This is a genomic window from Luteimonas chenhongjianii (genome assembly GCF_002327105.1).
GTDB lineage: Bacteria > Pseudomonadota > Gammaproteobacteria > Xanthomonadales > Xanthomonadaceae > Luteimonas > Luteimonas chenhongjianii.
In genome coordinates, this window is sequence record NZ_CP023406.1 from 3308406 (window position 1) to 3329970 (window position 21565).

At 67.8% G+C, this 21565-nt stretch carries 21 protein-coding genes, 1 tRNA gene and 1 pseudogene; 5 read left to right on the forward strand and 18 right to left on the reverse strand.

Annotation, left to right across the window (positions count from 1 at the left end; translation table 11 throughout):
• Positions 1 to 14: 14 nt before the first annotated feature.
• The 4 genes from CNR27_RS14905 to rplM form a co-directional block, all read right to left on the reverse strand.
• Complete coding sequence (locus CNR27_RS14905) at positions 15 to 749, reverse strand: 2OG-Fe dioxygenase family protein (protein WP_096300037.1); 735 nt, start codon at positions 747 to 749, stop codon at positions 15 to 17.
• Between the two features lie 147 nt (positions 750 to 896).
• A tRNA-Gln gene (locus CNR27_RS14910) sits at positions 897 to 971 on the reverse strand.
• Positions 972 to 1060: 89 nt separating this feature from the next.
• The gene (gene rpsI, locus CNR27_RS14915) at positions 1061 to 1453 is read right to left on the reverse strand and encodes a 30S ribosomal protein S9 (protein ID WP_096300039.1); all 393 of its coding nucleotides are present in this window, start codon (positions 1451 to 1453) and stop codon (positions 1061 to 1063) included.
• Positions 1454 to 1456: 3 nt separating this feature from the next.
• A complete protein-coding gene (gene rplM / locus CNR27_RS14920; protein WP_096300041.1) occupies positions 1457 to 1885 on the reverse strand; it encodes a 50S ribosomal protein L13 in 429 nt (142 codons plus the stop codon).
• A 226-nt stretch (positions 1886 to 2111) separates the two neighbouring features.
• Here rplM and coq7 point away from each other — a divergent pair, with 226 nt between their 5' ends.
• Positions 2112 to 2759, forward strand: coding sequence for a 2-polyprenyl-3-methyl-6-methoxy-1,4-benzoquinone monooxygenase (gene coq7, locus CNR27_RS14925; protein WP_096300043.1), 648 nt, complete (start codon positions 2112 to 2114; stop codon positions 2757 to 2759).
• Positions 2760 to 2855: 96 nt separating this feature from the next.
• Here the strand turns inward: coq7 and speD are convergent, their stop codons facing one another.
• Complete coding sequence (speD, locus tag CNR27_RS14930) at positions 2856 to 3647, reverse strand: adenosylmethionine decarboxylase (protein ID WP_096300045.1); 792 nt, start codon at positions 3645 to 3647, stop codon at positions 2856 to 2858.
• Positions 3648 to 3839: 192 nt separating this feature from the next.
• On the opposite strand from speD, the gene crp reads away from it, so the two are divergent.
• The 3 genes from crp (at position 3840) to CNR27_RS14945 (ending at position 6014) form a co-directional block, all read left to right on the forward strand.
• Positions 3840 to 4475 carry a cAMP-activated global transcriptional regulator CRP gene (crp, locus tag CNR27_RS14935; RefSeq protein WP_233580181.1) on the forward strand — a complete coding sequence of 212 codons (636 nt, stop codon included), beginning with the start codon at positions 3840 to 3842 and terminating at the stop codon, positions 4473 to 4475.
• A gap of 9 nt (positions 4476 to 4484) precedes the next feature.
• Entirely contained in the window at positions 4485 to 4958 is a 474-nt protein-coding gene (locus CNR27_RS14940) for a GNAT family N-acetyltransferase (RefSeq protein ID WP_096300049.1), read from the forward strand.
• Positions 4959 to 5261: 303 nt separating this feature from the next.
• The gene (locus tag CNR27_RS14945; RefSeq protein WP_096300051.1) at positions 5262 to 6014 is read left to right on the forward strand and encodes a sulfite exporter TauE/SafE family protein; all 753 of its coding nucleotides are present in this window, start codon (positions 5262 to 5264) and stop codon (positions 6012 to 6014) included.
• On the opposite strand, the gene CNR27_RS14950 is transcribed toward CNR27_RS14945, so the two are convergent.
• The 10 genes and pseudogenes from CNR27_RS14950 to CNR27_RS14990 form a co-directional block, all read right to left on the reverse strand.
• Positions 6000 to 6731, reverse strand: coding sequence for a haloacid dehalogenase-like hydrolase (locus CNR27_RS14950; RefSeq protein ID WP_245815824.1), 732 nt, complete (start codon positions 6729 to 6731; stop codon positions 6000 to 6002). The two genes, CNR27_RS14945 and CNR27_RS14950, sit on opposite strands and share 15 nt — an antisense overlap.
• Before the next feature lie 138 nt (positions 6732 to 6869).
• A pseudogene (gene trpC, locus CNR27_RS15495) lies at positions 6870 to 7652 on the reverse strand (indole-3-glycerol phosphate synthase TrpC); the annotation flags it as partial.
• Between the two features lie 78 nt (positions 7653 to 7730).
• Positions 7731 to 8102, reverse strand: a complete 372-nt coding sequence (locus CNR27_RS14955; RefSeq protein ID WP_157745549.1) for an antibiotic biosynthesis monooxygenase family protein — start codon at positions 8100 to 8102, stop codon at positions 7731 to 7733.
• 101 nt (positions 8103 to 8203) lie between these two features.
• A complete protein-coding gene (trpD, locus tag CNR27_RS14960; protein WP_096300053.1) occupies positions 8204 to 9238 on the reverse strand; it encodes an anthranilate phosphoribosyltransferase in 1035 nt (344 codons plus the stop codon).
• Positions 9239 to 9390: 152 nt separating this feature from the next.
• A complete protein-coding gene (locus CNR27_RS14965; protein ID WP_096300055.1) occupies positions 9391 to 9969 on the reverse strand; it encodes an anthranilate synthase component II in 579 nt (192 codons plus the stop codon).
• A 34-nt stretch (positions 9970 to 10003) separates the two neighbouring features.
• A complete protein-coding gene (locus CNR27_RS14970; protein ID WP_096300057.1) occupies positions 10004 to 10801 on the reverse strand; it encodes a hypothetical protein in 798 nt (265 codons plus the stop codon).
• A gap of 22 nt (positions 10802 to 10823) precedes the next feature.
• Positions 10824 to 12308: an anthranilate synthase component I gene (trpE, locus tag CNR27_RS14975; protein WP_096300059.1), complete on the reverse strand. Its 1485-nt coding sequence runs from the start codon at positions 12306 to 12308 to the stop codon at positions 10824 to 10826.
• A 111-nt stretch (positions 12309 to 12419) separates the two neighbouring features.
• Complete coding sequence (gene yegS, locus CNR27_RS14980) at positions 12420 to 13403, reverse strand: lipid kinase YegS (protein WP_096300061.1); 984 nt, start codon at positions 13401 to 13403, stop codon at positions 12420 to 12422.
• Positions 13404 to 13689: 286 nt separating this feature from the next.
• Positions 13690 to 14418 carry a ribulose-phosphate 3-epimerase gene (rpe, locus tag CNR27_RS14985; RefSeq protein ID WP_425435464.1) on the reverse strand — a complete coding sequence of 243 codons (729 nt, stop codon included), beginning with the start codon at positions 14416 to 14418 and terminating at the stop codon, positions 13690 to 13692.
• Positions 14419 to 14816: 398 nt separating this feature from the next.
• Positions 14817 to 15158: a J domain-containing protein gene (locus tag CNR27_RS14990; protein WP_096300065.1), complete on the reverse strand. Its 342-nt coding sequence runs from the start codon at positions 15156 to 15158 to the stop codon at positions 14817 to 14819.
• Between the two features lie 120 nt (positions 15159 to 15278).
• Here CNR27_RS14990 and CNR27_RS14995 point away from each other — a divergent pair, with 120 nt between their 5' ends.
• Positions 15279 to 16175, forward strand: a complete 897-nt coding sequence (locus CNR27_RS14995; protein WP_096300732.1) for a phosphoribosylaminoimidazolesuccinocarboxamide synthase — start codon at positions 15279 to 15281, stop codon at positions 16173 to 16175.
• A gap of 32 nt (positions 16176 to 16207) precedes the next feature.
• Here CNR27_RS14995 and CNR27_RS15000 read toward each other — a convergent pair whose 3' ends face one another.
• The 3 genes from CNR27_RS15000 to CNR27_RS15400 all read right to left on the reverse strand — a co-directional run bounded on the left by CNR27_RS15000 (position 16208) and on the right by CNR27_RS15400 (position 21514).
• The gene (locus CNR27_RS15000) at positions 16208 to 18313 is read right to left on the reverse strand and encodes a peptidase domain-containing ABC transporter (RefSeq protein ID WP_096300067.1); all 2106 of its coding nucleotides are present in this window, start codon (positions 18311 to 18313) and stop codon (positions 16208 to 16210) included.
• A gap of 58 nt (positions 18314 to 18371) precedes the next feature.
• Positions 18372 to 21116 (reverse strand): M16 family metallopeptidase, encoded by a 2745-nt coding sequence (locus tag CNR27_RS15005; RefSeq protein WP_096300068.1) that lies wholly within the window; start codon positions 21114 to 21116, stop codon positions 18372 to 18374.
• Positions 21117 to 21355: 239 nt separating this feature from the next.
• A complete protein-coding gene (locus CNR27_RS15400; RefSeq protein WP_157745552.1) occupies positions 21356 to 21514 on the reverse strand; it encodes a hypothetical protein in 159 nt (52 codons plus the stop codon).
• Positions 21515 to 21565: the final 51 nt, after the last annotated feature.

The following is a 21565-nucleotide window of genomic DNA, read 5'->3' on the forward strand; positions in this document are numbered from 1 at the left end:
CGGCGCCGCAGCGGTCAGTCCTCGCCCTGGAACGCGCCTGCGCGATAAGTCAGCACCAGCGTATCGCGATGCCCGGCCTTGTCGACCGGCTGGATCGGCGTGGATTCGTGGATCACGCGGTGGTCGTCGAGCAGCAGCGCCGCCCACGGCTCGGTCAGTGTGAAACGTTGCCCGGCCGGGCCTTCGGCTTCGAACACCCGGGTCTCGCCCCCCTTGATGCCGCTGCGCCCCACGAGCAGCACCGCGACGAAATCGACGCCATCGCGGTGCGCCCCTTCAGGCGTCGGCCGTCCGATCCCGTCGGTCGTGTCGATGCGGAACTGGTGGGCTTCGACATGCCAGTCGCCGGCATCGCGCACCTGCGAGAACACGTCGCCGAGCCCGGTGACCAGCGTGGACCACGCCGGGGTCTCCAGCAGCGCAGGCTCCATCGGCTCGAACCATCGATGCATGCCGCCGTGCAGCGCGTTGTAGTCCTCCGACTGCCAGTGCGCACGATGCGGCACCTGGGTCAGCCTGTGGCCCGCCTGGACGAAGCAGCTGTGCCGGCGTCGGCGGTAGCGCCCGCCATCCTTGAGATACGCATCCGGCGGCAGGTCATCCCAGCCGGGGCGCCAGGCCTTGAGGGCTTCGAGATCCACGCCGCAGATCGCTGCGAGCGTCGTCGGCGACAGCACGGCGCAACCACGGGTGCGCAGGGCGTCGACCACGTCGTCGACGGCGGTATAGGGCGGCGGGAAGGCGTTCATCGGGGGATTCTAGGCCTGTGCCATCGCGTCTGCATGAGTTTGCCCGGCGGCAGAAGAAGCGCCGCTGCACAGGAGGATCCGTACCTCGCCCCGGCAAACACGCGCCCACGAAAAAGCCCGCATTTCTGCGGGCTTTTTCGTTTCATATGGCAGCCCCGGAAGGATTCGAACCTCCGAATGCCTGAGTCAGAGTCAGGTGCCTTACCGCTTGGCGACGGGGCTATATCGATATTGTAACGCCGAACCCGCAGTACACCGCAAGCCTCGGCAGCATCGGATCCACGCGATCGCGCGGATCCGATACAACGCGATCAGCGCTTCGAGAACTGCGTGGCGCGACGTGCCTTGTGCAGGCCGACCTTCTTGCGCTCGACTTCGCGTGCGTCACGGGTCATGAAGCCCGCCTTGCGCAGCTCGATCTTCAGCGTCTCGTCGTACTCGACCAGCGCGCGCGCGATGCCGAGACGGATCGCACCAGCCTGGCCGGTCGTGCCGCCACCGGTGGTGGTCACCAGGATGTCGAACGTTTCGGTGTTCTGGGTCAGCTCGAGCGGCTGGCGCACGATCATGCGCGCGGTCTCACGGCCGAAGAACTCGTCGAGCGGACGATCATTGACGGTGATCTTGCCGCTGCCCTTGCGGAGGAACACGCGGGCGACGGAGGACTTGCGACGGCCGGTGCCGTAATTCTGGGTAATTGCCATGACTTAGAGTTCCAGGGGCTGCGGCTGCTGAGCGGCGTGCGGGTGCTCGGCACCCTTGTAGACCTTGAGCTTGCGGTACATGGCACGGCCGAGCGGATTCTTCGGCAGCATGCCCTTGACGGCAATCTCGATCACGCGCTCCGGGTGGCGCTCAAGCGCCTGGCCCAGGGTCTCGGTCTTCAGGTTGCCGATGTAGCCCGTGAAACGGTGGTAGAGCTTGTCCGTCATCTTCTTGCCGGTCACGGCGATCTTCTCGGCATTGACCACGATGATGTAGTCGCCGGTATCGACGTGCGGGGTGTAGACGGGCTTGTGCTTGCCGCGCAGACGGTGGGCGATTTCCGCGCTCAGGCGGCCCAGCGTCTTGCCGGTGGCGTCGACGAGGTACCAGTCGCGCTGGACGGTCTCGGACTTGGCGGTGAAAGTCTTCATGACGAAAAAATACTCGGTCGGTGACTGGTCGGGCTGGTTGCGCCGGTGCCGGCGGAACTTCGCCTCGCGTTGTAGAGCGTGCAACACAGAAGCGGAATCATAGCCGGCCACCCCGCGCCGCGCAAGCTGCCGGCGGTTTGCGCCGCCCTGCGCTGGCGCGATCCGGACCAAGCGCCGAGAATGATAGAGGAAGCAGCAGCCCGCCGCGCTGCAGGAAACCGTACCGATGGCCTTCCTCCAACCCCGCTTCAACCCGATCGACCGGATGCTGGTCGAGACCCAGCGCGCGCTCGATACCGTGTTCGGCAATCCGCCGGCGAGCCGCCCCAACCCCGCTGCCGACACACCCGATGTCGTCCTCGACGAGTCCGAGCGCAGGCATGCCGCCGGACTGATGCGGATCAACCATGTCGGCGAAGTCTGCGCACAGGGACTGTACTTCGGCCAGGCCGCGGTCGCCCGCGAGCCGGAAACCCGCGCCCACCTGCTCGAGGCAGCACAGGAAGAGACCGACCATCTCGCGTGGTGCGCGCAGCGGCTGCGCGAACTCGACAGCCGTCCCAGCCTGCTCAACCCCCTGTGGTACGGCGGCAGTTACGCGCTCGGCGTCGTCGCCGGCCTCCGCGGCGACGGCTGGAACCTCGGATTCGTGGTGGAGACCGAACGCCAGGTCGAGGCGCATCTCGACGATCACCTGCAGACGCTGCCCGAAGCGGACCGCCGCAGCCGCGACATCCTCCAGCAGATGAAGGCCGATGAAGCCCGCCATGCCGAGCAGGCCGAACAGGCGGGCGCGCGCGTGCTCCCATGGCCGGTCCCGTCGCTGATGGCCGCTGCGTCGAGTCTGATGAAGGCCGTCGCCTACAGGGTGTGAGCGCGTCCGCTGGCCAGCGCCCGGCTACCGGCACTGCGTGTCACCCAACGAAAAGGCCCCGCACAAGCGGGGCCTTTCTTGAACGGCGCGGATCGGTCAGTCGACCAGATTGCGACCGTGATAGAGCTCTTCGATCTCCCGGCGCAGACGCGCCTCGATCTTCATGCGCTCCTTGAACGACAGGTTGCGCGCCTTTTCCTCGAACAGGTACTGGTCAAGGTCGAACTCCTTCAGATGCATCTTCGTGTGGAAGATGTTCTCCTGGTAGACGTTCACGTCGAGCGCGTCGTAGCGCGACTTGATGTTCTTGGCCAGGTAGTCCTGGATCGAGTTGATCTTGTGGTCGATGTAGTGCTTCTTGCCCTTGATGTCGCGGGTGAAGCCACGCACGCGGTAGTCCATCACCACGATGTCGGACTCGAGGCTCTCGATCAGGTAGTTCAACGCCTTCAGCGGCGAGATCACGCCGCAGGTGGCGACGTCGATGTCGGCGCGGAACGTCGCGATGCCGTTGTCCGGATGCGTTTCCGGATAGGTGTGCACCGTGATGTGGGACTTGTCGAGGTGCGCGACGACCGCGTCGGAGATGACGCCCTTGGCCTGCGCCTTGTCGATCACCGGCTCCTCGGAAATGAGGATGGTCACCGACGCGCCCTGCGGCTCGTAGTCCTGACGCGCGACATTGAGGATGTTCGCGCCGATGATCTCGGCCACATCCGTCAGGATCTGGGTCAGCCGGTCGGCGTTGTAGACTTCGTCGATGTAGGCGATGTAACGCTGGCGCTCGTCTTCCGACGCCGCATAGCAGACATCGTAGATGTTGAACGACAGGGCCTTGGTCAGGTTGTTGAAGCCCTGGAGCTTCAGACGCGGGAGCGGTTTGACCACAGCGGTCGACCCTCGGGGGTTGGGCGAAACGGGGATTATGCGGCAAAGCACCATCCACCGCGACTTTCCGACGTCACGGGTTTGCCCCCGGCAGCGGGACGTCCTACTCTGCGGCATTCCCCCGATCGCAAGCCCATGAACCTGACCCCTGTGGCCCTGATCAATCCTCACCTGCCGCGCCCGCCCCATCCGATGGCGCCCACGCCCGCCGCGCTCGAGCGCTTCCTTTCCCACTGCCACCGCCGGCGCTATCCGCCGCGCAGCGATGTATTCCGGCCCGGCGACCCCGCGGGCACGCTGTATTACGTCGTCAGCGGTTCGGTGAGCATCATTACCGAGGAGGACGACGGTCGCGAGCTGATCCTGGGCTACTTCGGCAATGGCGAGCTGGTTGGCGAGATGGGGCTGTTCATCGATTCGGACGTGCGCGAAGTGATCCTGCGCACCCGCACCCAGTGCGAGCTCGCCGAGATCAGCTACGAGCGGCTGTACCAGCTGTTCGACGGCGTACTCGCCAACGACGCGACATCGATCATGTACGCGATCGGCGCGCAACTGTCGCGGCGGCTGCTCGACACCAGTCGCAAGGCGGGACGTCTCGCCTTCCTCGACGTGACCGACCGCATCATCCGCACCCTGCACGACCTGACCCGCGAGCCGGAGGCGATGACCCACCCGCAGGGCACCCAGCTGCGGATCTCGCGACAGGAACTGGCGCGACTGGTCGGCTGCTCGCGGGAGATGGCCGGGCGCGTGCTGAAGAAGCTGCAGGCCGACGGCAAGCTGACCGCGCGCGGCAAGACCATCGTGCTGTTCGGAACCCGCTAGGCCGCACGCATGCGCCCCGGCCATTTCGCATCCCGCGGCGACCTGCCCGATGCCGATCTGCGCAGCGCATCGGTGATGGATGCCGACGACGTGGCTGCACTGCTGTCGGAAATGGGCTATCCCTGCAGCGAACGCGAGGCGCGCGAGCGCATCCGGCTGATCACCGCGAACGACCGCCAGGCGCTGGTCGTCGCGCGCAGCGGAGGCCGGGTCTGCGGGCTGATCGGCCTGGATTTCATGTACTACCTGCCGCTCGGCTCGACCACCTGTCGCATCACCGCCCTCGTCGTCACCAGCGATGCGCAGGGCCAGGGCCTGGGGCGGCAGCTGCTGAAGGAGGCCGAGCGCCGTGCGCGCTTCGCCGGCGCGGCACGGCTTGAGCTGGTCAGCGGATCGCAGCGCGCGGATGCGCACGCGTTCTACAAGGCCTGCGGTTTTTCCGACGGCACCGTGCGCTTCATCAAGCGGCTCGGCGACGCCTGACATCAACGCCGTGGCGCATCGGCGCGCCGACGCATCCGATAGTCGGCATGCGAGGGCGTCCCGGAGACTCCGGAGCCGGATGCGATCGCGCACGCGTGGTGGCGCCGCTTGCGAGGCTCGGCCGACCCGATCGTCGGACTGCGGGCGTCCCGGGCCCGGGGCGGATGCCGTCCAAGACCTGCGATTGGCGCTGGCCTGCAGGACAGCGCGTCGGCCGTGCGAGCGGATCGAGCGTTGCCGGTGCGCCACACGCCGCGGTCACCCGCGCCCTGCAGACTGATCCGTCGTTCGGGAGCGACCAGCATGGAACTTGGCGACCAATTCCTGTTCTTCGTGATGATCGGGCTGGCCGCGCAGCTGGTCGACGGCGCGCTCGGCATGGCGTTCGGCCTGGTGGCCTCGTCGGTGCTGCTCAGCCTGGGACTGCCGCCAGCGGCGGTCAGCGCCAGCGTGCACACCGCCGAGGTGTTCACGACCGGGGCTTCGGGCCTGTCGCACCTGGCGATGCGCAATATCGACCGGCGCCTGTTCCTGCGTCTGGCCCTGCCCGGCATGGTCGGCGGCGGCATCGGCGCCTATGTTTTGACGCAGCTGCCGGGCGAGGCGCTGCGCCCCTTCATCTATGCCTACCTGCTGGTCCTGTCGATCCTGATCCTGCTGCGCGCGGCCGGACGCCTGGTGCCGAAGGGCGAGGTGCGGCGGGTTCCCGTGCTGGGCTTCTTCGCCGGCCTGCTCGATGCCAGTGGCGGGGGCGGATGGGGCCCGGTAGCCACCTCCACCCTGCTGGCCCGCGGCGGCGCAGCCCGCACGACGATCGGTACGGTCAACGCCGCCGAATTCCTGGTCACGCTGTCCATCTCGGTGACGTTCTTCCTGACCATCGGTCTCCAGCACCTGGACGTGATCCTGGGTCTGCTGGTGGGCGGCGTCGCCGCGGCGCCGCTGGCTGCGCTGTTCGTCAAGCGGGTGCGCGAGCGCTGGGTCCTGCTGGCGGTCGGCACGCTGGTAATGGCGATCAGCCTCTACCAGATCGGCCGCGCCCTACTCGCCGCCTGAGGCCTTGACCGGATCGCCGCCGCGATCCACGCAGCCCCAGTTGAGCACCGGCGTTCCGGGCGGGAGCGTGCGCCGGAACATCGCAATGGTGCCGGGCTTGGGGTTCACCACCACCGGGGCCCTTGCGGCCTTCAGCAGCGGCAGATCGGCCGAGGAGTCGGAGTAGGCGATATCGATCGCGCCATATCCGCGCTCGCGCAGCATGCGCATCTTCTCTTCGGCATGGCAGTGACGCCTGGCGACGACGGCACCAAACCGCGGCCCGACCGCGGTGCCGACCACCGGCACCGCCTCGTGCGCGACGAAGGCAAGAATGGCGCGCGCCAGTTCCGGCGGCGCGCCGGTCGCGATGACCACGTTGTCCCCGGCGACGCGATGCGCGTGCAGCACGTCCAGCGCGATCGGCAGCAGCTTGGGGCGGATCTGCGCTGCGTTTTCGGCAACGTAGCGGTCGATCAGCCGGTCCAGCAGGCCGCGGCTGTGCATGCCCACCGTGCCGATCCAGACGAACCCGGAGATGCCCCAGCGGCGCGTCGGCAGGAACGCGATCATCGGCCCGAGCAGCGGCGCGGCCAGCAACGCCAGCGCCGTGCGCCACGCGCTGCGGGTGATCAGCCAACGAAAGAGATGCGTGCCCGAATCCCCGTCATAGAGCGTGTGGTCGAAATCGAAGACCACGGTCCGCGCAGCCTCGTTCGCCGCCGTGTCCTTGAGCAATCGGGCGACCACCGGGGTATCGGCATCGCCAGCCGCGGCATCGGGGGTCGCGGACGCGGGCGCTTTCACCGCCGCGATCGCGATCGCCGACAGATCGACCGGCGGCCTGGACGGTGCCGGCTCCACGCCCGGCGGCGCGAACATCGCGCGCAGCGCGGTGCCCGGATCGGGCTCGCGCATGAAGGCTTCGCCGACCAGGAAAGCATCGATGCCGGCAGCGCGCATGCGGGCTGCGTCCTCGCGCGTGTGGATGCCGCTTTCGGTGACCAGGCGCCGGTCGCGCGGCACCGCGTCGCGCAGCGACAGCGTGGTGTCGAGCGACACTTCGAACGACCGCAGGCTGCGGTTGTTGATGCCCAGCAGCGGCGCAGGAACCTGCAGCGCACGCTCGAGTTCGTCGATGTCGTGCACCTCGACCAGCACGTCGAGATCGATCGACATCGCCAGCTCCGCAAGCTCGACCAGCTGGCGGTCGTCGAGCGCGGCAACGATCAGCAGCACGCAGTCCGCGCCGAGTGCACGCGCCTCGTGCACCTGCCAGGGATCGACGATGAAGTCCTTGCGCAGCACCGGCAGCGTGCAGGCGTCGCGCGCCTGCACCAGATAATCGTCGTCGCCCTGGAAGAAATCGACGTCGGTCAGCACCGACAGACAGGCCGCGCCGCCGGCGGCATAGCTGCGGGCGATCTCCGCCGGGCGGAAATCCGGTCGGATCACACCCTGCGACGGGCTGGCCTTCTTGATCTCGGCAATGACCGCGGCTTCACCCGCCGCGATCTTCGCCTCGATGGCGGCGGCGAATCCGCGCACCGGCGGCGCGGCCGCAGCGAGCGCGGCGATCTCGACCAGGGGCAGCGCAGCGCGCCGCGCGGCGACTTCTTCTTGTTTGCGCGCAAGGATGCGCTGCAGGACGTCGTTCAAGTTCGGCACCATGGGCCGGCGCGTGCGCCGGTCGGACAGGGCGCCCACGATACCGCAGGCGCCGCCGCCGGGGTCTGATCAGCGTGTCGCCGGGGCCTGCGCGTCACCACCGTCGCCGGCCTCGTGCGACCAGCCGTACGCACGTTCCACGCGCGCGACCTGCAGCACATAGCGGTCATACCAGCCGCGGCGGTTCTTCTCGCAGATCACGCCCTTCTCGTCGTGCGCGCGCCACGCGCGGATCGAGGCCTCGTCGGTCCAGTAACTCATGGTCACGCCGTCGCCATTCACGTCGCCGATCGCTTCCACGCCCAGAAAGCCCGGTTGCAGGCGCGCCATCTCGAACATCTCGCGACGCGCGTCCTCATAGCCGGCCGCATCCTCGCCGTTGCGGCGGTAACGGAGGATGGCGACGTAATACGGAGGCCGGAGCAACGCGGATTCATTCATTCGGCGGATCGCTTCTTCGGGCCGCGAGCGGCGGAGTCAGCATCCTTGCGTCGCATTCAGCATACGCGGCGTCGCCGCGCGATGCCAAGCCACCCACGACGTCAGGCCGCAGCCTGCGTCGCCTGGACGAATGCCTCAAGCCGCTGCAGCGCGGCGCCGGACGCGACCGTGCGCCGCGCGAGTGCCACACCGTCCCCGATCGACGCGCAGCGCCCGGCCACATACAGCGCCGCGCCGGCGTTGAGACAGACGATGTCCTGCGCTAGCCCGGCGGTGCCGTCGAGCGCCTGGCGCACCAGCGCTTTGGACGCGTCGGCGTTTTCGACGCGCAGATTGCGGCTGGCCGCCATCGCGATGCCGAAATCCTCCGGATGGATCTCGTATTCGCGCACTTCACCATCGCGCAGTTCGCCGACCAGGGTGCCGGCGCCGAGCGAGATCTCGTCCATGCCGTCGCGGCCCCAGACCACCAGCGCGCGCTCGGCGCCGAGTTCGCGCAGCACCCGGACCTGGATGCCGACGAGGTCGGGATGGAACACGCCCATGAGGATGTTCGGCGCGCCGGCGGGATTGGTCAGGGGCCCGAGGATGTTGAAGATGGTGCGCACGCCCATTTCGCGGCGCACCGGCGCGACGGCCTGCATCGCCGGATGGTGCACCGGCGCGAACATGAAGCCGATGCCGGTCTCGGCGATGCAGCGCGCGACATCGCCGGGCCGCAGGTCGATGCGCGCTCCCAGCGCCTCGAGCACGTCGGCGCTGCCCGACTTCGACGAAACGCTGCGGTTGCCGTGCTTGGCGACTTTCGCCCCCGCCGCCGCGACCACGAACATGCTCGCGGTCGATATGTTGAAGGTATGCGCGCCATCGCCGCCGGTGCCGACGATGTCCACCAGATGCGCGCGATCCGCATCCGCGACGGGAACCGGCAACGCGAACTCGCGCATGACCTGGGCGGCACCGGCGATCTCGTCGACGGTTTCCTTCTTGACCCGCAGGCCCGAGAGGATCGCAGCGGTCATCAGCGGCGAAACTTCGCCGCGCATGATCTGGCGCATCAGATCGACCATCTCGTCGCGGAAAATCTCGCGGTGCTCGATGGTGCGTTGCAGGGCTTCGTTGGGGGTGATGGGCATGCGTGTGGGTTCGTCGGTTCTTGGGGGAGTCGTTCGTTCTGCGCGTCAGCCCCGGCGAACGCCGGGATCAAGTGGCTCGCTCGATGCGCCTTTACGAGCGCCCGGCCCGCGGCAGGGCTCAAAGCCCGGCCCGTGCCGGGATGAAGGCGCCGTCAACGCTCGAGAAAGTTCTTCAGCAGCGCATGCCCATGCTCGGTCAGGATCGACTCGGGGTGGAACTGCACGCCTTCGACCGGGTGGCTGCGATGGCGCAGCCCCATGATCTCCTCGCGGCTGCCGTCGTCGTTCTCCGTCCATGCCGTAACTTCGAGGCATGCCGGCAACGACGACTGCTCCACGACGAGCGAGTGATAACGCGTCGCTTCATAGCCATCCGGCAAACCGGCGAACACACCGCGACCATCGTGGCGGATCGCCGAGGTCTTGCCGTGCATGATCCGCTGCGCACGGATCACCTTGCCGCCGTAGGCCTGGCCGATGCCCTGATGACCGAGACACACGCCGAGGATCGGCGTCGTCGCGCCGAGGCGCTCGATGAGTTCCAGCGATACGCCGGCTTCGTTGGGCGTGCATGGGCCTGGCGAGATCACGATGCGCTCGGGCGCGAGCCTGGCGATGGCATCGACCGACAACGCGTCGTTGCGCTCCACCCGCACCTCGGCGCCCAGCGCCTGCAGATACTGCACGAGGTTCCAGGTGAAGCTGTCGTAGTTGTCGATCATCAACAGCATGGAGCGGCTTCCGGGCAGGCGGGGAGCGGGAGCATCACGGCGTCGTGCCCGGCAGCGGCGACGGCGCGGGCGTCGGCGCGGCGCCCACGCGTGTATCAAGGGCTGCGGCGTATGCCGGATGGTCATCCAGCCGCAGCAGCCTGATGGGTTTGCCCTTCGGGGCGAGGTGGCCGCCATACCCGTCGGCGGCCTCGACGCCGGTGACGCCGAAGCGCGCCATGTCGGCTGCGGAGATCGTCCACTCGCAGTCGCAACCGATGTCCTGCCCGAACACGGTGATCCGCTGGTCGATGCCGAGCGCACGATACAGGGCGTCCTGCCTGCGCGTGATGCCCTCGAAATAGCTGCGCATCTGCGCGGCGAGCTGGGCTTTCTCCTCGCCAGTGAACGCACGGCCGAGCTGCGCTTCGGCCTCAGCGAGATCCATGCGGTCGGGGTCGCCCACGCCGGCCTGCAGGGTCGACCCGTGCCAGACCACCGCGGTGTCCGCTGGCAGGAGCTTGCGACGCCCTGCCGGGAAGACATAGTTCGCGCAGGACGATGCGCAGTAGTCGACCACCTTGATGTTCAGGCCACGCGCGCGCACGAGCTCGCCGAGGTCGATCCCCAGGTTCACCTCGCCGCCACCCGAGGTGATATGCAGCCACTGGACACCGGGTTCAGCGTCGAGGATCGCTTGGACCTCGCTGTTCGCGGCCGCGGACAGTTCTCCGACGTACACGATCGCATCGGCATCGCGGGTCACCCGCGTGGCGTCGTCGGCCGATGCGGCGGTGGTGCCACAAAACGCGAGCGCTGCGAGCAGCACCCTGGAGGAGATGCCAGTTGTCATCGGTGGTTACCCTTCGTGGAATTCACAGGCCCTTAGCCGCCTGCGCGACCGCGCGGAACAGCGCGCGGCCCTTGTTCATGGTCTCGGCCCATTCCATCTCGGGATCCGAGTCATGGACGATGCCGGCGCCGGCCTGCACGTAGAGGCGGCCGTCCTGGATCACCGCGGTGCGGATCGCGATCGCGGTGTCGGCGTCGCCGTGCCAGCCGATGTAACCGACTGCTCCCGAGTACACGTTGCGCTTGACCGGCTCGAGGCTGCGGATGATCTCCAGCGCGCGCACTTTCGGCGCGCCGCTGACGGTGCCGGCCGGGAACGTCGCGCGCAGTACGTCGGTATAGCTCAGGCCATCCTTCAGTCGCCCCGTGACCTCGCTGACGATGTGCATGACATGGCTGTAGCGCTCGATGACGAAGCGCTCGCCCACTTCCACCGTGCCGGCGCTCGACACATGGCCGACATCGTTGCGACCCAGGTCGATCAGCATCAGATGCTCGGCGCGCTCCTTGGGATCGGCCAGCAGCTCGGCTTCCAGCGCGAGATCCTGCGCCGCCGTCTCGCCGCGCGGACGCGTGCCGGCGATCGGGCGCACGGTGACTTCGCCGTCCTTGAGGCGCACGAGGATTTCCGGCGACGAGCCGACGACCTGGGTGCCGCCGACGTCGAGGAAGTACATGTAGGGCGACGGATTCAACGCGCGCAGCGCGCGATACACGTCCACCGGCCGCGCCTGGAACGGCACCGACATGCGCTGCGACAGCACGACCTGGAAGGCGTCGCCGGCGGCGATGTATTCCTTGGTCTTGGCGACGGCGTCGATGAACCCTTCGCGGGTGAATCCCGACAGGAAATCGGATTCGTCGAGCGCAGCGGGCTGCAGCGTTTCCGGATACCCGGCGCCGGCCTGGCGCAGGCGGTGGGTCAGGGCATCGAGCCGGCGGTTCGCACGTACCCAGGCCTGCGGTTCGCCGGTATCGGCGTGGACCACGAGATACAGGCGGCCCTTGAGGTTGTCGAACACCGCGACCTCGGTGCTCAGCATCAGCAGGATGTCGGGCGTGCCGAGTTCATCGCGCACGTCTGCGCGTACGCCGTTGCGCAGACGCGGTTCGATGTATTCGATGCACTCGAAGCCGAACCAGCCGACCAGGCCGCCGGTGAAGCCCGGCAGGCCTTCGATCTGCGGCACCGAATGCCCCGTGCGCAGGCGTTCCACCTCGGCGAAGGGATCGTCGACCTCGCGCGTCTCGATGACCTCGCCGTGTTCGCGCACCGTCAGCGTGTGGCCGTGGAAGGCGTACACGCGCTCGGCGGGCAGGCCGATGATCGAATAGCGCCCGAAACGTTCGCCGCCCTCGACCGATTCGAAGAGATAGGTATGCGGGCCGTCGGCGAGCTTGAGATAGACCGAAAGCGGCGTATCGAGGTCGCTCAGGACCTCGCGGACCACGGGAACGTGGGTGTGGCCGTCAGCGGCGTAGTGCTGGAACTCGGTCTGCGTGATCACGCGGCATTTCCTGGACAGTCGGAACAACGGGGGCGACGGAGGCAGTACGCCACCATCGCCAGCCGGCGTCGAGGAACAGGAAATGCGGGTGAGCGGGCGTGCGCATGGGGGCTACTGTAGCGGCTCGGACGCGGATGCGCGACGGGCCGCCTCGAGCGTCTGACCGGAGCCGTGCAGCAGTGCACACCCCTCCGGCAGGTGCATGCGCAGGCGCCCCGGCACGCAGGCGATCGCGAAATGCCGCGCCTCGCATGGCTCGCCGTCGAGGTTGAGCACCATCGGCGCCGCCGCTTCGATCACGACCGTCCGCAGCTGCGTGCGCACGGCCACCTGGTCGAGCGCCGCCACCTTGCCTTCGGTCAATGCCGTACGCAGCGTGGCGAGCAGTTCGCCTTCCAGCTCGGGGACCACGGTGACGTCGATCAGGCCGTCGTCGACATGTGCATCCGGGCACAGCGCCTGGCCGCCGCCGGCCTGACGGCCGTTGCCGATGCCCAGTGCGATGAAGCCACCCTCCCAGGCGAAGCCGGCTCCGTGGAGACGCGCGTGGATGGGCTCGATCTGGCCGATCCGCGACAGACCGGTGATGAAGTAGGCCAGGCCTCCGAGCACCTTCTTGAGCCCGGCGTTCGTCTCCACGGTGATCTTCGTGCCGAAGCCGCCCGAGCCCAGATTGACGCACCAGTGCACGACGCCGTCAGCTTCGACCCGAAGCACGTCGATCGCCGCCGCAGGCGAGTCCCTGACCAGGGCCAGCGCAGGGAGGGGTTCCAGGGGTATGCCGGCCGAGGTGGCGAAATCGTTGGCGGTACCGAGGGGCAGGACGGCAAGCGAAGGCAGCTGCGCAGCGCTCGCGCTCTGCGCGGCGAGCACCGCGGCCACCGCATTGAGCGTGCCGTCGCCGCCGGCGGCCACAACGGTGTCCACGCCATCGGCCAGGGCCTCGGCGACGTAGCGCTCCGCGTCACCGGGCTCCCAGGTCACCCGGACGTCGATGCGCACGCCGCGCTCGCGCATCGACGTGACCGCTTCGCGCACGGCCTCGTTGCCCGCGGATTTGCCGTTGAGGATCAGGCGCCAGTGCGGTGGGGACATACGGTCGGGCGCGCGGGGGGAGGTGGCGCGGAGCGTAGCGGAACCTGCTGCGGCCACCGTTAACGCGCCATCACGCCGGTGTCTCGGGATGATCACCCGCGGCCCGGATGCAGGCCATCGCAGGGACGAACGGCGGAGGGGGACTGGACCTTCGTGATCCCGCAGGGCCGGATCGCGGTTGCGGCCGTGTCAGGTGCGGCCCGAGGTCGCCCGGGGTCGCCCGGGTCGCAGTCTCCGGATGACCGCGGGGGCTTCAACGCGCGCGGCGTGACCGCCAGCGTTCCGCCTACGCGCGCGTCGTGACGGCGCGCGCGATCTCGCTTCGCATCGCGTCGACCACGGCGCGGTAATCGGGCTTGCCGAAGATCGCGGATCCGGCGACGAAGGTGTCGGCGCCCGCGGCAGCGATCGCGCCGATGTTCTCCGGCTTCACGCCGCCATCGATCTCCAGGCGGATCGGCTTGCCGATGGCGTCGATGCGCGCGCGCACCTGGCGCAGCTTGTCGAGGGTCGATGGAATGAACGCCTGTCCACCGAAGCCCGGGTTGACCGACATCAGCAGCACCATGTCGAGGTCCTCGAGCACGTAGTCGAGCACTTCGAGCGGCGTGGCCGGGTTGAGCACGAGTCCGGCCAGGCAGCCCTCGGCCTTGATCAGCTGGATCGTGCGATGCACGTGCCGGCTGGCTTCTGGATGGAAGCTGATCAGCGAAGCGCCGGCCTGCGCGAAGTCCGGCACGATCCGGTCGACCGGCTCGACCATCAGGTGCACATCGATCGGCGCGGTCACGCCATGCTTGCGCAGGGCTTCGCAGACCAGCGGGCCGATCGTCAGGTTGGGGACGTAGTGGTTGTCCATCACGTCGAAATGCACCCAGTCGGCCCCGGCCGCGAGCACGTTGTCGACCTCCTCGCCGAGGCGGGCGAAATTCGCGGACAGGATGGAGGGTGCGATGACGGCGGATTGCATGGGCGGATCCCGGCGGTGAAAGGAACGCGGCCTTGCCGGCCGCATCCCGTCATTCTAAGGCCGCGGCTGCGGCAGGCCCGCGGTGGCGGGGTCTTTGCAGGTGTGCCGGGCTGGGCGGCCGCGTTCATCCTGCAGCCGTTCCGGCGCATCGTCCGTCACTCGATGGTTCAGTGCGCTGCAATCCACGGGATGGCCGCAAGCGGCGGGGACATCGACCACCGGACCGCCGCGGCGGTCCTCGATGGCTCAGCTGGCGAGCCTGTTCCGCCAGCGTGGCCGAGTGATCGGGGCGCGGGCACGCGCCGGCATACCGGCTCGCGTATGGCAGGGCACGGCCCGTGCAGTCGGTGCGCTATCGCGCAGCTCGTGCCCGCCATGGAGCACCGGAAGGGCATACGGCGGTCGTCGACCGCGCACTGTGCGGGCGCGCACTGGCGCCCCTCTCAACGGCGCCGCTTGCGTCCGTCGCGGCCGCGGCGCAGGCGGTCGTAGGCCGCGTTGAGTTCCGCGGCGCGCGCCTCCGCCCGGGCGCGCAGTTCGGGCGCGGCGCGGGCGACGCGGTCGGGATGGTATTGCGAAATCAGCTTGCGATAGGCCTGGTCGATCTCGGCCTGGCTCGCCTCGGGCGGCACCCCGAGCGCCTGGTGATCCTTGTGGCGCCGCGGCGCCAGCCAGCCCGCATCGAACGCATGTCCGATCACCAGGCCGATCATGCCGCCCGCCGGGTGGCGCATCAGCAGCCATCCGGCGATGAAGCCCAGCAGTTTTCCGTACCAGCGACGCATGCCGGCAGTGTAGCCGGGCGCCGGGAAGCACGCGTCCGGACCAGCGCGCCGACCCCGCTGCAACGGGCCACGGTTCGCACTACACTTGCCGGCCGCTTGCGATCCACCCGGATGTCAACCGTGTCGACGACCCTGCTCGAAGCGAACCTTCCCGGCCTCCACCTGCGTCACCGCGGCAAGGTCCGCGACGTGTTCGAGCTCGGCGACGAACGCCTGCTCATCGTCGCCACCGACCGCCTCAGCGCCTTCGACGTCGTGCTGCCCGACCCGATTCCCGGCAAGGGTGAAATGCTCTGCCAGATCAGCAACTTCTGGTTCGATCGCACCGCGGCCCTGATGCCCAACCACCTGACCGGCATCGATGTCGCCAGCGTGCTGCCGGACGGTGTCGACCCGGCGCTGTATGCCAAGCGCTCGGTGGTCGCGATGAAGCTCAAGCCGGTGCCGGTGGAGGCGATCGCGCGCGGTTACCTGATCGGCAGCGGCTGGAAGGACTACCAGCGCACCGGTCGGGTCAGCGGCATCCCCCTGCCCGGCGACCTGCGCCAGGCCGAGCAGCTGCCGCAACCGATCTTCACCCCGTCGACCAAGGCGGCGGTCGGCGACCACGACGAGAACATCGATTTCGACACGATGGTCCACAGCATCGGCGCCGATCTGGCCGAGCAGGTCCGCGACGCTACCCTGCGCCTGTACGCCCATGCCGCTGCCCACGCGGCCGAGCGCGGCATCATCCTGGCCGACACCAAGTTCGAGTTCGGCACCGACGCCGACGGCCGCCTCTACGTCATGGACGAAATGCTGACCCCGGACTCCTCGCGCTACTGGCCCGCCGACGAATACCAGGTCGGCTCCAGCCCGCCGAGCTACGACAAGCAGATCGTCCGCGATTACCTGGAAACACTGGACTGGGACAAGACCGCGCCGGGGCCGCGTTTGCCGGCCGAGGTGATCGCGCGCACCCGCGCGCGATATGCCGAAGCGCTGCATCGACTGGCCGGCATTTCGGTGGATTGAGGAACGACCTGCAGATCCACCGGCGTCATTCCTTACGCCGGCTCCGGATCCATCTCCTGCGAAGCCTGCGCCTGCGGCCGCAGCTCCTGCACGATCCGCCCATCGCCCACCACCAGCACGCGATCCGCGCTGGCGATGGTCTCAGGCCGGTGGGCCACGATCACCTTGGTTAGATCGAGCCGCTTCACTGCCTCGTTGACGGCACGCTCGTTGGTCACGTCGAGGTGGCTGGTCGCCTCGTCCAGGAACAGCAGCTTCGGATTGCGGTATAGCGCGCGCGCCAGGATCACCCGCTGCTTCTGGCCGCCCGACAGCGAACTGCCCATGTCGCCGATCAGGCTGTGGTAGCCCATCGGCATCGCCGCGATCTCCTCGTGCACGGCCGCCAGCCGCGCCGCCGCCTCGATCCGGGCCTGGTCGTACTCCTGGTCGAAGAAGCCGATGTTGTCCGCGATGCTTCCGGCGAACAGCTGGTCGTCCTGCATCACCGCGCCGACGATGGCGCGTACGTTGCGTGGGCCGACCTTGCGCAGATCGTAGCCGCCGATGCGGATCGCGCCCCCGGTGGGCTCCAGCAGGCCCAGCATCAGCTTGACCAAGGTGGTCTTGCCGCAGCCCGACGCGCCAACGATCGCGACCGATTCGCCGGGCTCCACGGCGAAGCTGCAGTCCTTTAGCACCCACGGCTCGCCCTCGCCGTAGCGGAACGACAGGTTCTCCACCTCGATACGCGTGTCTGGCGGCGGCGGGAGCTCGGTCAGCTCGCGCACATCCTCGGGCGGCGTGAGCACGATGTCGGCCAGGCGCTCTCCATGCAGCCGGAGCATGCGGAACTCCACCCATTTGTCGATCAGCGCCGCCATGCGCCCGGCGAACTGGTCCTTGTAGGCCAGGTAGGCAATCAGCATGCCCACCGAGAACACGTTCTGCATCGCCAGCACCGCGCCGATCCAGATCACCGCGACGCGCTCGACGCCGAACACCAGCTGGCTGGCGGTATTGAAGCCCAGCCCCATGCGCGCCAGCCCGACCTCGTGGTTGACGGTATCGACCATCAGGTTCTGGTAGGTGGACCGCCGGCCCGACTCCTCGCCCGCCACCTTCAGGCTCTGCATGCCGCGCAGCGATTCCAGCAGGTGGGTCTGCTGCTTTGCCGCCGCCACCAGCTGTTTCTCGGTACCGTCGCGCACCGGCCGGTAGGCCAGCCAGCGGATCCCCAGGTACAGCGCCACCGCCAGCAGCGTCACCAGCGCCAGTTTCCAGCTGTAGACCAGCATCAGCGCCAGCGTCACCACCGCCATCAGGCCGTCGATGATCGCCTCGACGAAGCTGGTGGTCAGCGTGCGCTGGATCGCCTGCACTGAAGACATGCGCGAGGTCACGTCGCCCAGGTGGCGCTTTTCGAAGAAATCCAGCGGCAACCGCAGCAGATGCGCGAACACGTTGCCCATCCAGTCCAGTCCGAGCCTCGCGGACAGATAGACGACCGACCAGCCGCGCAGCAGCCCAATACCGACCTGCAGCAGCAGCGCCAGTCCGAAGCCGAGGCCGAGCACCGTCAGCAGGTCGCGGTCGGCGGACACCAGCACCTGGTCCACAACCCACTGCATGTAGAACGGCGCCAATACCACGAACACCTGCAGCGCGACCGACAGCAGCAGGATCTGCGCCAGCGCGCGCCACAGCCCCCGTACTGGGCCCGTCAGTTGCCGCACCGAGACCGAGGGCGCCGCCTTCTGCGGCTTGAACGCGTGACCGGGCACCAGCTCCAGGGCCACGCCGGTGAAGTGTTCGGACACCTCCGGAAGCGCCAGCGTCCGCTCCCCGAGCGCCGGATCGAGGATCGTGACCTTCGATCGGCCGACCTTCGCCAGCACGACGAAGTGATTGAGGTCCCAATGCAGGATGCACGGCAGCTTCAGCTGCCCAAGATGCTCCATGTCCAGGCGCAAGGGCCGCGTCTGGAACCCGATTTGCTGGGCGATGTGGATCAGCTGGTTGAGCTTGGCCCCCTTGAGCGAAAGCGGAAAGCGGCGGCGCAGGTCCGCCAGTCCGGTATGCAGGCCGTGGGCATCGGCCACCATCGCTAGGGACGCGAGGCCGCACTCGGCGGCCTCGGATTGCAGGATCGTTCTCAAGCCGTTGTCTTCCGGTGTCCGGACCGGGGGCCGTCGAAGCAGTCACCGGCCTGGAAGTTCATTCCTTGAAATCGCCCGCCACGAACACGCTCAAGTTGTCGGGCCTGAAGTGCTTGCGGATGGCGGCGTTGACCTGTTCGGCCGTCAGGGCTTCATAGGCGGCGTCGCGCGCGGCTTCGAATGCCCAGTCGCGACCGAATTGCAGATGCTTGGTGGCGATGCCCGCCACGACCGCGTCCTCGCCCCGACCGTTCCTGCGGGCCACCAGCCGGCCGGACACCGCGTCACGGACCTCCTGTTCGGTCACGCCGCCCTGCACCAGGCGCGCGAATTCCTCGCGGATCGCGGCCTCCGCCTTCGCCACGTTCTGCGGCGCGGCGATGGCCTGGATGACCAGATGGCCGTTGTCATCGCGACCCTCGCGGCTGTTGTCCTCGCTCAGGCCGCTGGTCACGCCGTAGGTCAGGCCGTCGCGCTGGCGCAGGCGGTCGCCCAGGCGCGCCTTCAGTGGATCGCCGCCGAGAATGACGTTGGCAATGCTGAGGGCGATGAAATCCTCGTCCATCAGGTTCAGCGACAGATTGTGCCGCGCCAGCACCACCGCATTGGGCTTGTCCGGCGTGCTGAAGCTCGCGCGCTCGGCGTTCACATCCGTGTAGCGAGAGCGGATCGGCGCATAGTCCACGTCGGCCTTCCAGCCGGCGAACAGGGTCTCGAGCTGGGCCCTGACCGCATCCGCATCGAAGTCGCCGACGATCGCGATCTCGCCAATCGATGTGCCGTAGATGTCCGCGTGATAGGCGCGCACGTCGTCGAGCGTCATCGCCCGGATCTTCGCCAGCGATGTATCCAGATCATCGACGTGTAGCGGATGCCCCTTGGGCCAGGGATCGAAATGCCGCGCGAGTGCGATGCCGGCTACGGCGCCGGGCTCGCTGCGCTGGAATTCCAGACCGGTGACCGCCTGCAGGCGCAGCTGCTCGAACTCGCTTTCCGGAAACGCCGGGTTGCGCAGCACGTCCGCCGCCAGCGCCAGCGCGTCCGCCACGGTGTCGCGGCGGCCCAGCAGCTTGAGCTGCACGCTCTGCGCGGACCCGCCAATCTGCGCCTGCGTGCGCAGCGCATCGAAGCGCGTCGCGATCTGCTCGCGGCTCAGGCTCGTGCTGCCGAGCATCAGCATCGGCGCCACCCAGCCGCCGGCATCCGTGCGTCCGGTGATCGCGTTCTCGTCGCCGAAGCGGAACGTGGCATCCACCACGACGGTGCCGCCGCGCGTGGTCTTCGGCAGCAGCGAGACCCGCAGTCCGTCGCCGAGGGTGAAGGTCTGCGCGCGTGCGGCGATGTTGGACGGCGTGGGGTCGAAGGTCTCGCCCGCCTCCACCGCGGCCTGGCCCACATAGCCATCGACCAGCGTCGCCACCGCGGGCGCGGCGGCGATCACCGCGCGATCCGGCTGCAGCGTGGGCACGAACCGCCCCAGCGTGCGGTTGCTCGGTTTCAGATAGGCGGCGGCGACGCGGTTCACGTCCGCCGCCGTGACCCGGGCGACGGCGTCACGCTGCACGAACAGAAGGCGCCAGTCGCCCGCGGCCTGCGACTCCGACAACGCCATGCCCACCGCATTGACGTCGGTCAGCAGCCGCTCGGTGGCATTGGCGAGACGTTGCCTGGCCTCGGCGACTTCCTGTTCGCTGACCGGGTGCTCGGCGATCCGCTCGGCTTGGCGCAGCAGCTCCGCTTCCACTGCGGCGCCGTCGCCGTCGCCGGGCAGCGCGGCAATCAGGCTGAACAGCCCCGGATCGCGCATGCCTTCGCTGCCGGCTCCGCCGACCGCGGCCAGCTTGGTTTCGACCAATGCCTTGTGGACGCGACCGCGCGGGGTGTCGCCCAGCACGTTGGCCAGCACCGCCAATGCGGCGTTGTCGGGATGCGCCAGCGCGGGCGTGTGATAGACCGCCGCGACCACCTGCAGGTCGCCTGCGCGGCGCACGGTGACCTCGCGCTCGCCATCCTGCGGATTCTCGGCGGTGTGGAAACCGGGCAGCGTGCGTGCGGGCTTCGCCAGGGGGGCGAAATGCGCCTCGATGCGCGGCAGCACCGTCGCCGCGTCGATGCGCCCGGCGACGACCAGCAACGCGTTGTCCGGCTGGTAATGGCGCGCGTAGAACGCGCGCAGGTTGGCCAGCGGCACGCCCTCCACATCGGAGCGCGCGCCGATCGGCAGGTTGCCGTAGTTGTGCCAGTCGAAGGCCACGCTGCGCACGCGCTGCAGCAGCACGCCCGCGGGATTGTTCTCGCCTGCTTCCAGCTCGTTGCGCACCACCGTCATCTCGCTATCGAGATCGGCCTGCGCGATGCGGGAATTGACCATGCGGTCGGCTTCGAGCGCCAACATCCAGTCGAGCGTGGCGTCGTCGGCCGGGAACGAGGCGAAGTAGTTGGTGCGGTCCAGCCCGGTGGTGGCGTTGTAGCCGATCCCACGCTTCTTCATCTCGCCGGGGATGTCCGCCTGCGCCGGCGTGCCCTTGAACAGCAGGTGCTCCAGCAGGTGCGCCATGCCGGTCTCGCCGTAGTTCTCGTGTACCGAGCCGACGCCGTAGACCAGGTTCACCGTCACCGTGGGCTTGGTGGCGTCCGGGAACAGCAGCACGCGCAGGCCGTTCTCCAGGTGGTATTCGCAGATGCCTTCGACGCAGGGGCTGGTGGCGATGCTTGCGGGCAATGCGGGGACATTCGCCAACGCCGAGGCGTGCAGCGACAGGAACAACACCAGTGCGCAGTTGCGCACCAAAGACAGCTTCATCCAGGAATTCCTTTTTTAGCGTCACATCGAAATCTAATATTCGCGCATGATCAATGAGTCAAACTGGCCCTGAAACGCCCACAAAAGGGTGAACTTCAATTCCATCAACCGCGTTCCGATGAAAGTGAAAATGACCATTTACCCGCATAAATTAACCTGGCCCGCTACGTTTTGATTAAGCTCCAGAGCCCTGTGCTTCTATAGAAGCTAACCCGACTCCGCTTTATCTTCAGATATTCTCAGTTCTTTTTATCTCCTCGAAGCATCACTACAGCAATTCCAAAAAACATCGCTACTGAAAAGAATACTGCAGATGGACGATTGACTGAAACACCCCACCCCAAGAATATCACCGCGATTAATGCAGGAATCCATATGTGCATTTTCGTAAAATTCATTACATTCTCCTGAATATCCCAAGGAAGGCCGCCCTTCCTTGGGATCGAAAC

Coding starts and splice junctions, on each gene's coding strand:
- CNR27_RS14945 (WP_096300051.1), top strand. CDS start 5,262: ATGGAACTTGGCGACCAATTCCTGTTCTTCGTGATGATCGGGCTGGCC.
- rpsI (WP_096300039.1), bottom strand. CDS start 1,453: ATGGCAATTACCCAGAATTACGGCACCGGCCGTCGCAAGTCCTCCGTC.
- crp (WP_233580181.1), top strand. CDS start 3,840: ATGGCGCCCACGCCCGCCGCGCTCGAGCGCTTCCTTTCCCACTGCCAC.
- CNR27_RS14965 (WP_096300055.1), bottom strand. CDS start 9,969: ATGCTGTTGATGATCGACAACTACGACAGCTTCACCTGGAACCTCGTG.
- CNR27_RS14990 (WP_096300065.1), bottom strand. CDS start 15,158: ATGCGTCGCTGGTACGGAAAACTGCTGGGCTTCATCGCCGGATGGCTG.
- CNR27_RS15400 (WP_157745552.1), bottom strand. CDS start 21,514: ATGAATTTTACGAAAATGCACATATGGATTCCTGCATTAATCGCGGTG.
- CNR27_RS14905 (WP_096300037.1), bottom strand. CDS start 749: ATGAACGCCTTCCCGCCGCCCTATACCGCCGTCGACGACGTGGTCGAC.
- yegS (WP_096300061.1), bottom strand. CDS start 13,403: ATGTCCCCACCGCACTGGCGCCTGATCCTCAACGGCAAATCCGCGGGC.
- CNR27_RS14940 (WP_096300049.1), top strand. CDS start 4,485: ATGCGCCCCGGCCATTTCGCATCCCGCGGCGACCTGCCCGATGCCGAT.
- trpD (WP_096300053.1), bottom strand. CDS start 9,238: ATGCCCATCACCCCCAACGAAGCCCTGCAACGCACCATCGAGCACCGC.
- CNR27_RS14970 (WP_096300057.1), bottom strand. CDS start 10,801: ATGACAACTGGCATCTCCTCCAGGGTGCTGCTCGCAGCGCTCGCGTTT.
- CNR27_RS15005 (WP_096300068.1), bottom strand. CDS start 21,116: ATGAAGCTGTCTTTGGTGCGCAACTGCGCACTGGTGTTGTTCCTGTCG.
- rpe (WP_425435464.1), bottom strand. CDS start 14,418: ATGCGGCCGGCAAGGCCGCGTTCCTTTCACCGCCGGGATCCGCCCATG.
- CNR27_RS14955 (WP_157745549.1), bottom strand. CDS start 8,102: ATGAATGAATCCGCGTTGCTCCGGCCTCCGTATTACGTCGCCATCCTC.
- rplM (WP_096300041.1), bottom strand. CDS start 1,885: ATGAAGACTTTCACCGCCAAGTCCGAGACCGTCCAGCGCGACTGGTAC.
- coq7 (WP_096300043.1), top strand. CDS start 2,112: ATGGCCTTCCTCCAACCCCGCTTCAACCCGATCGACCGGATGCTGGTC.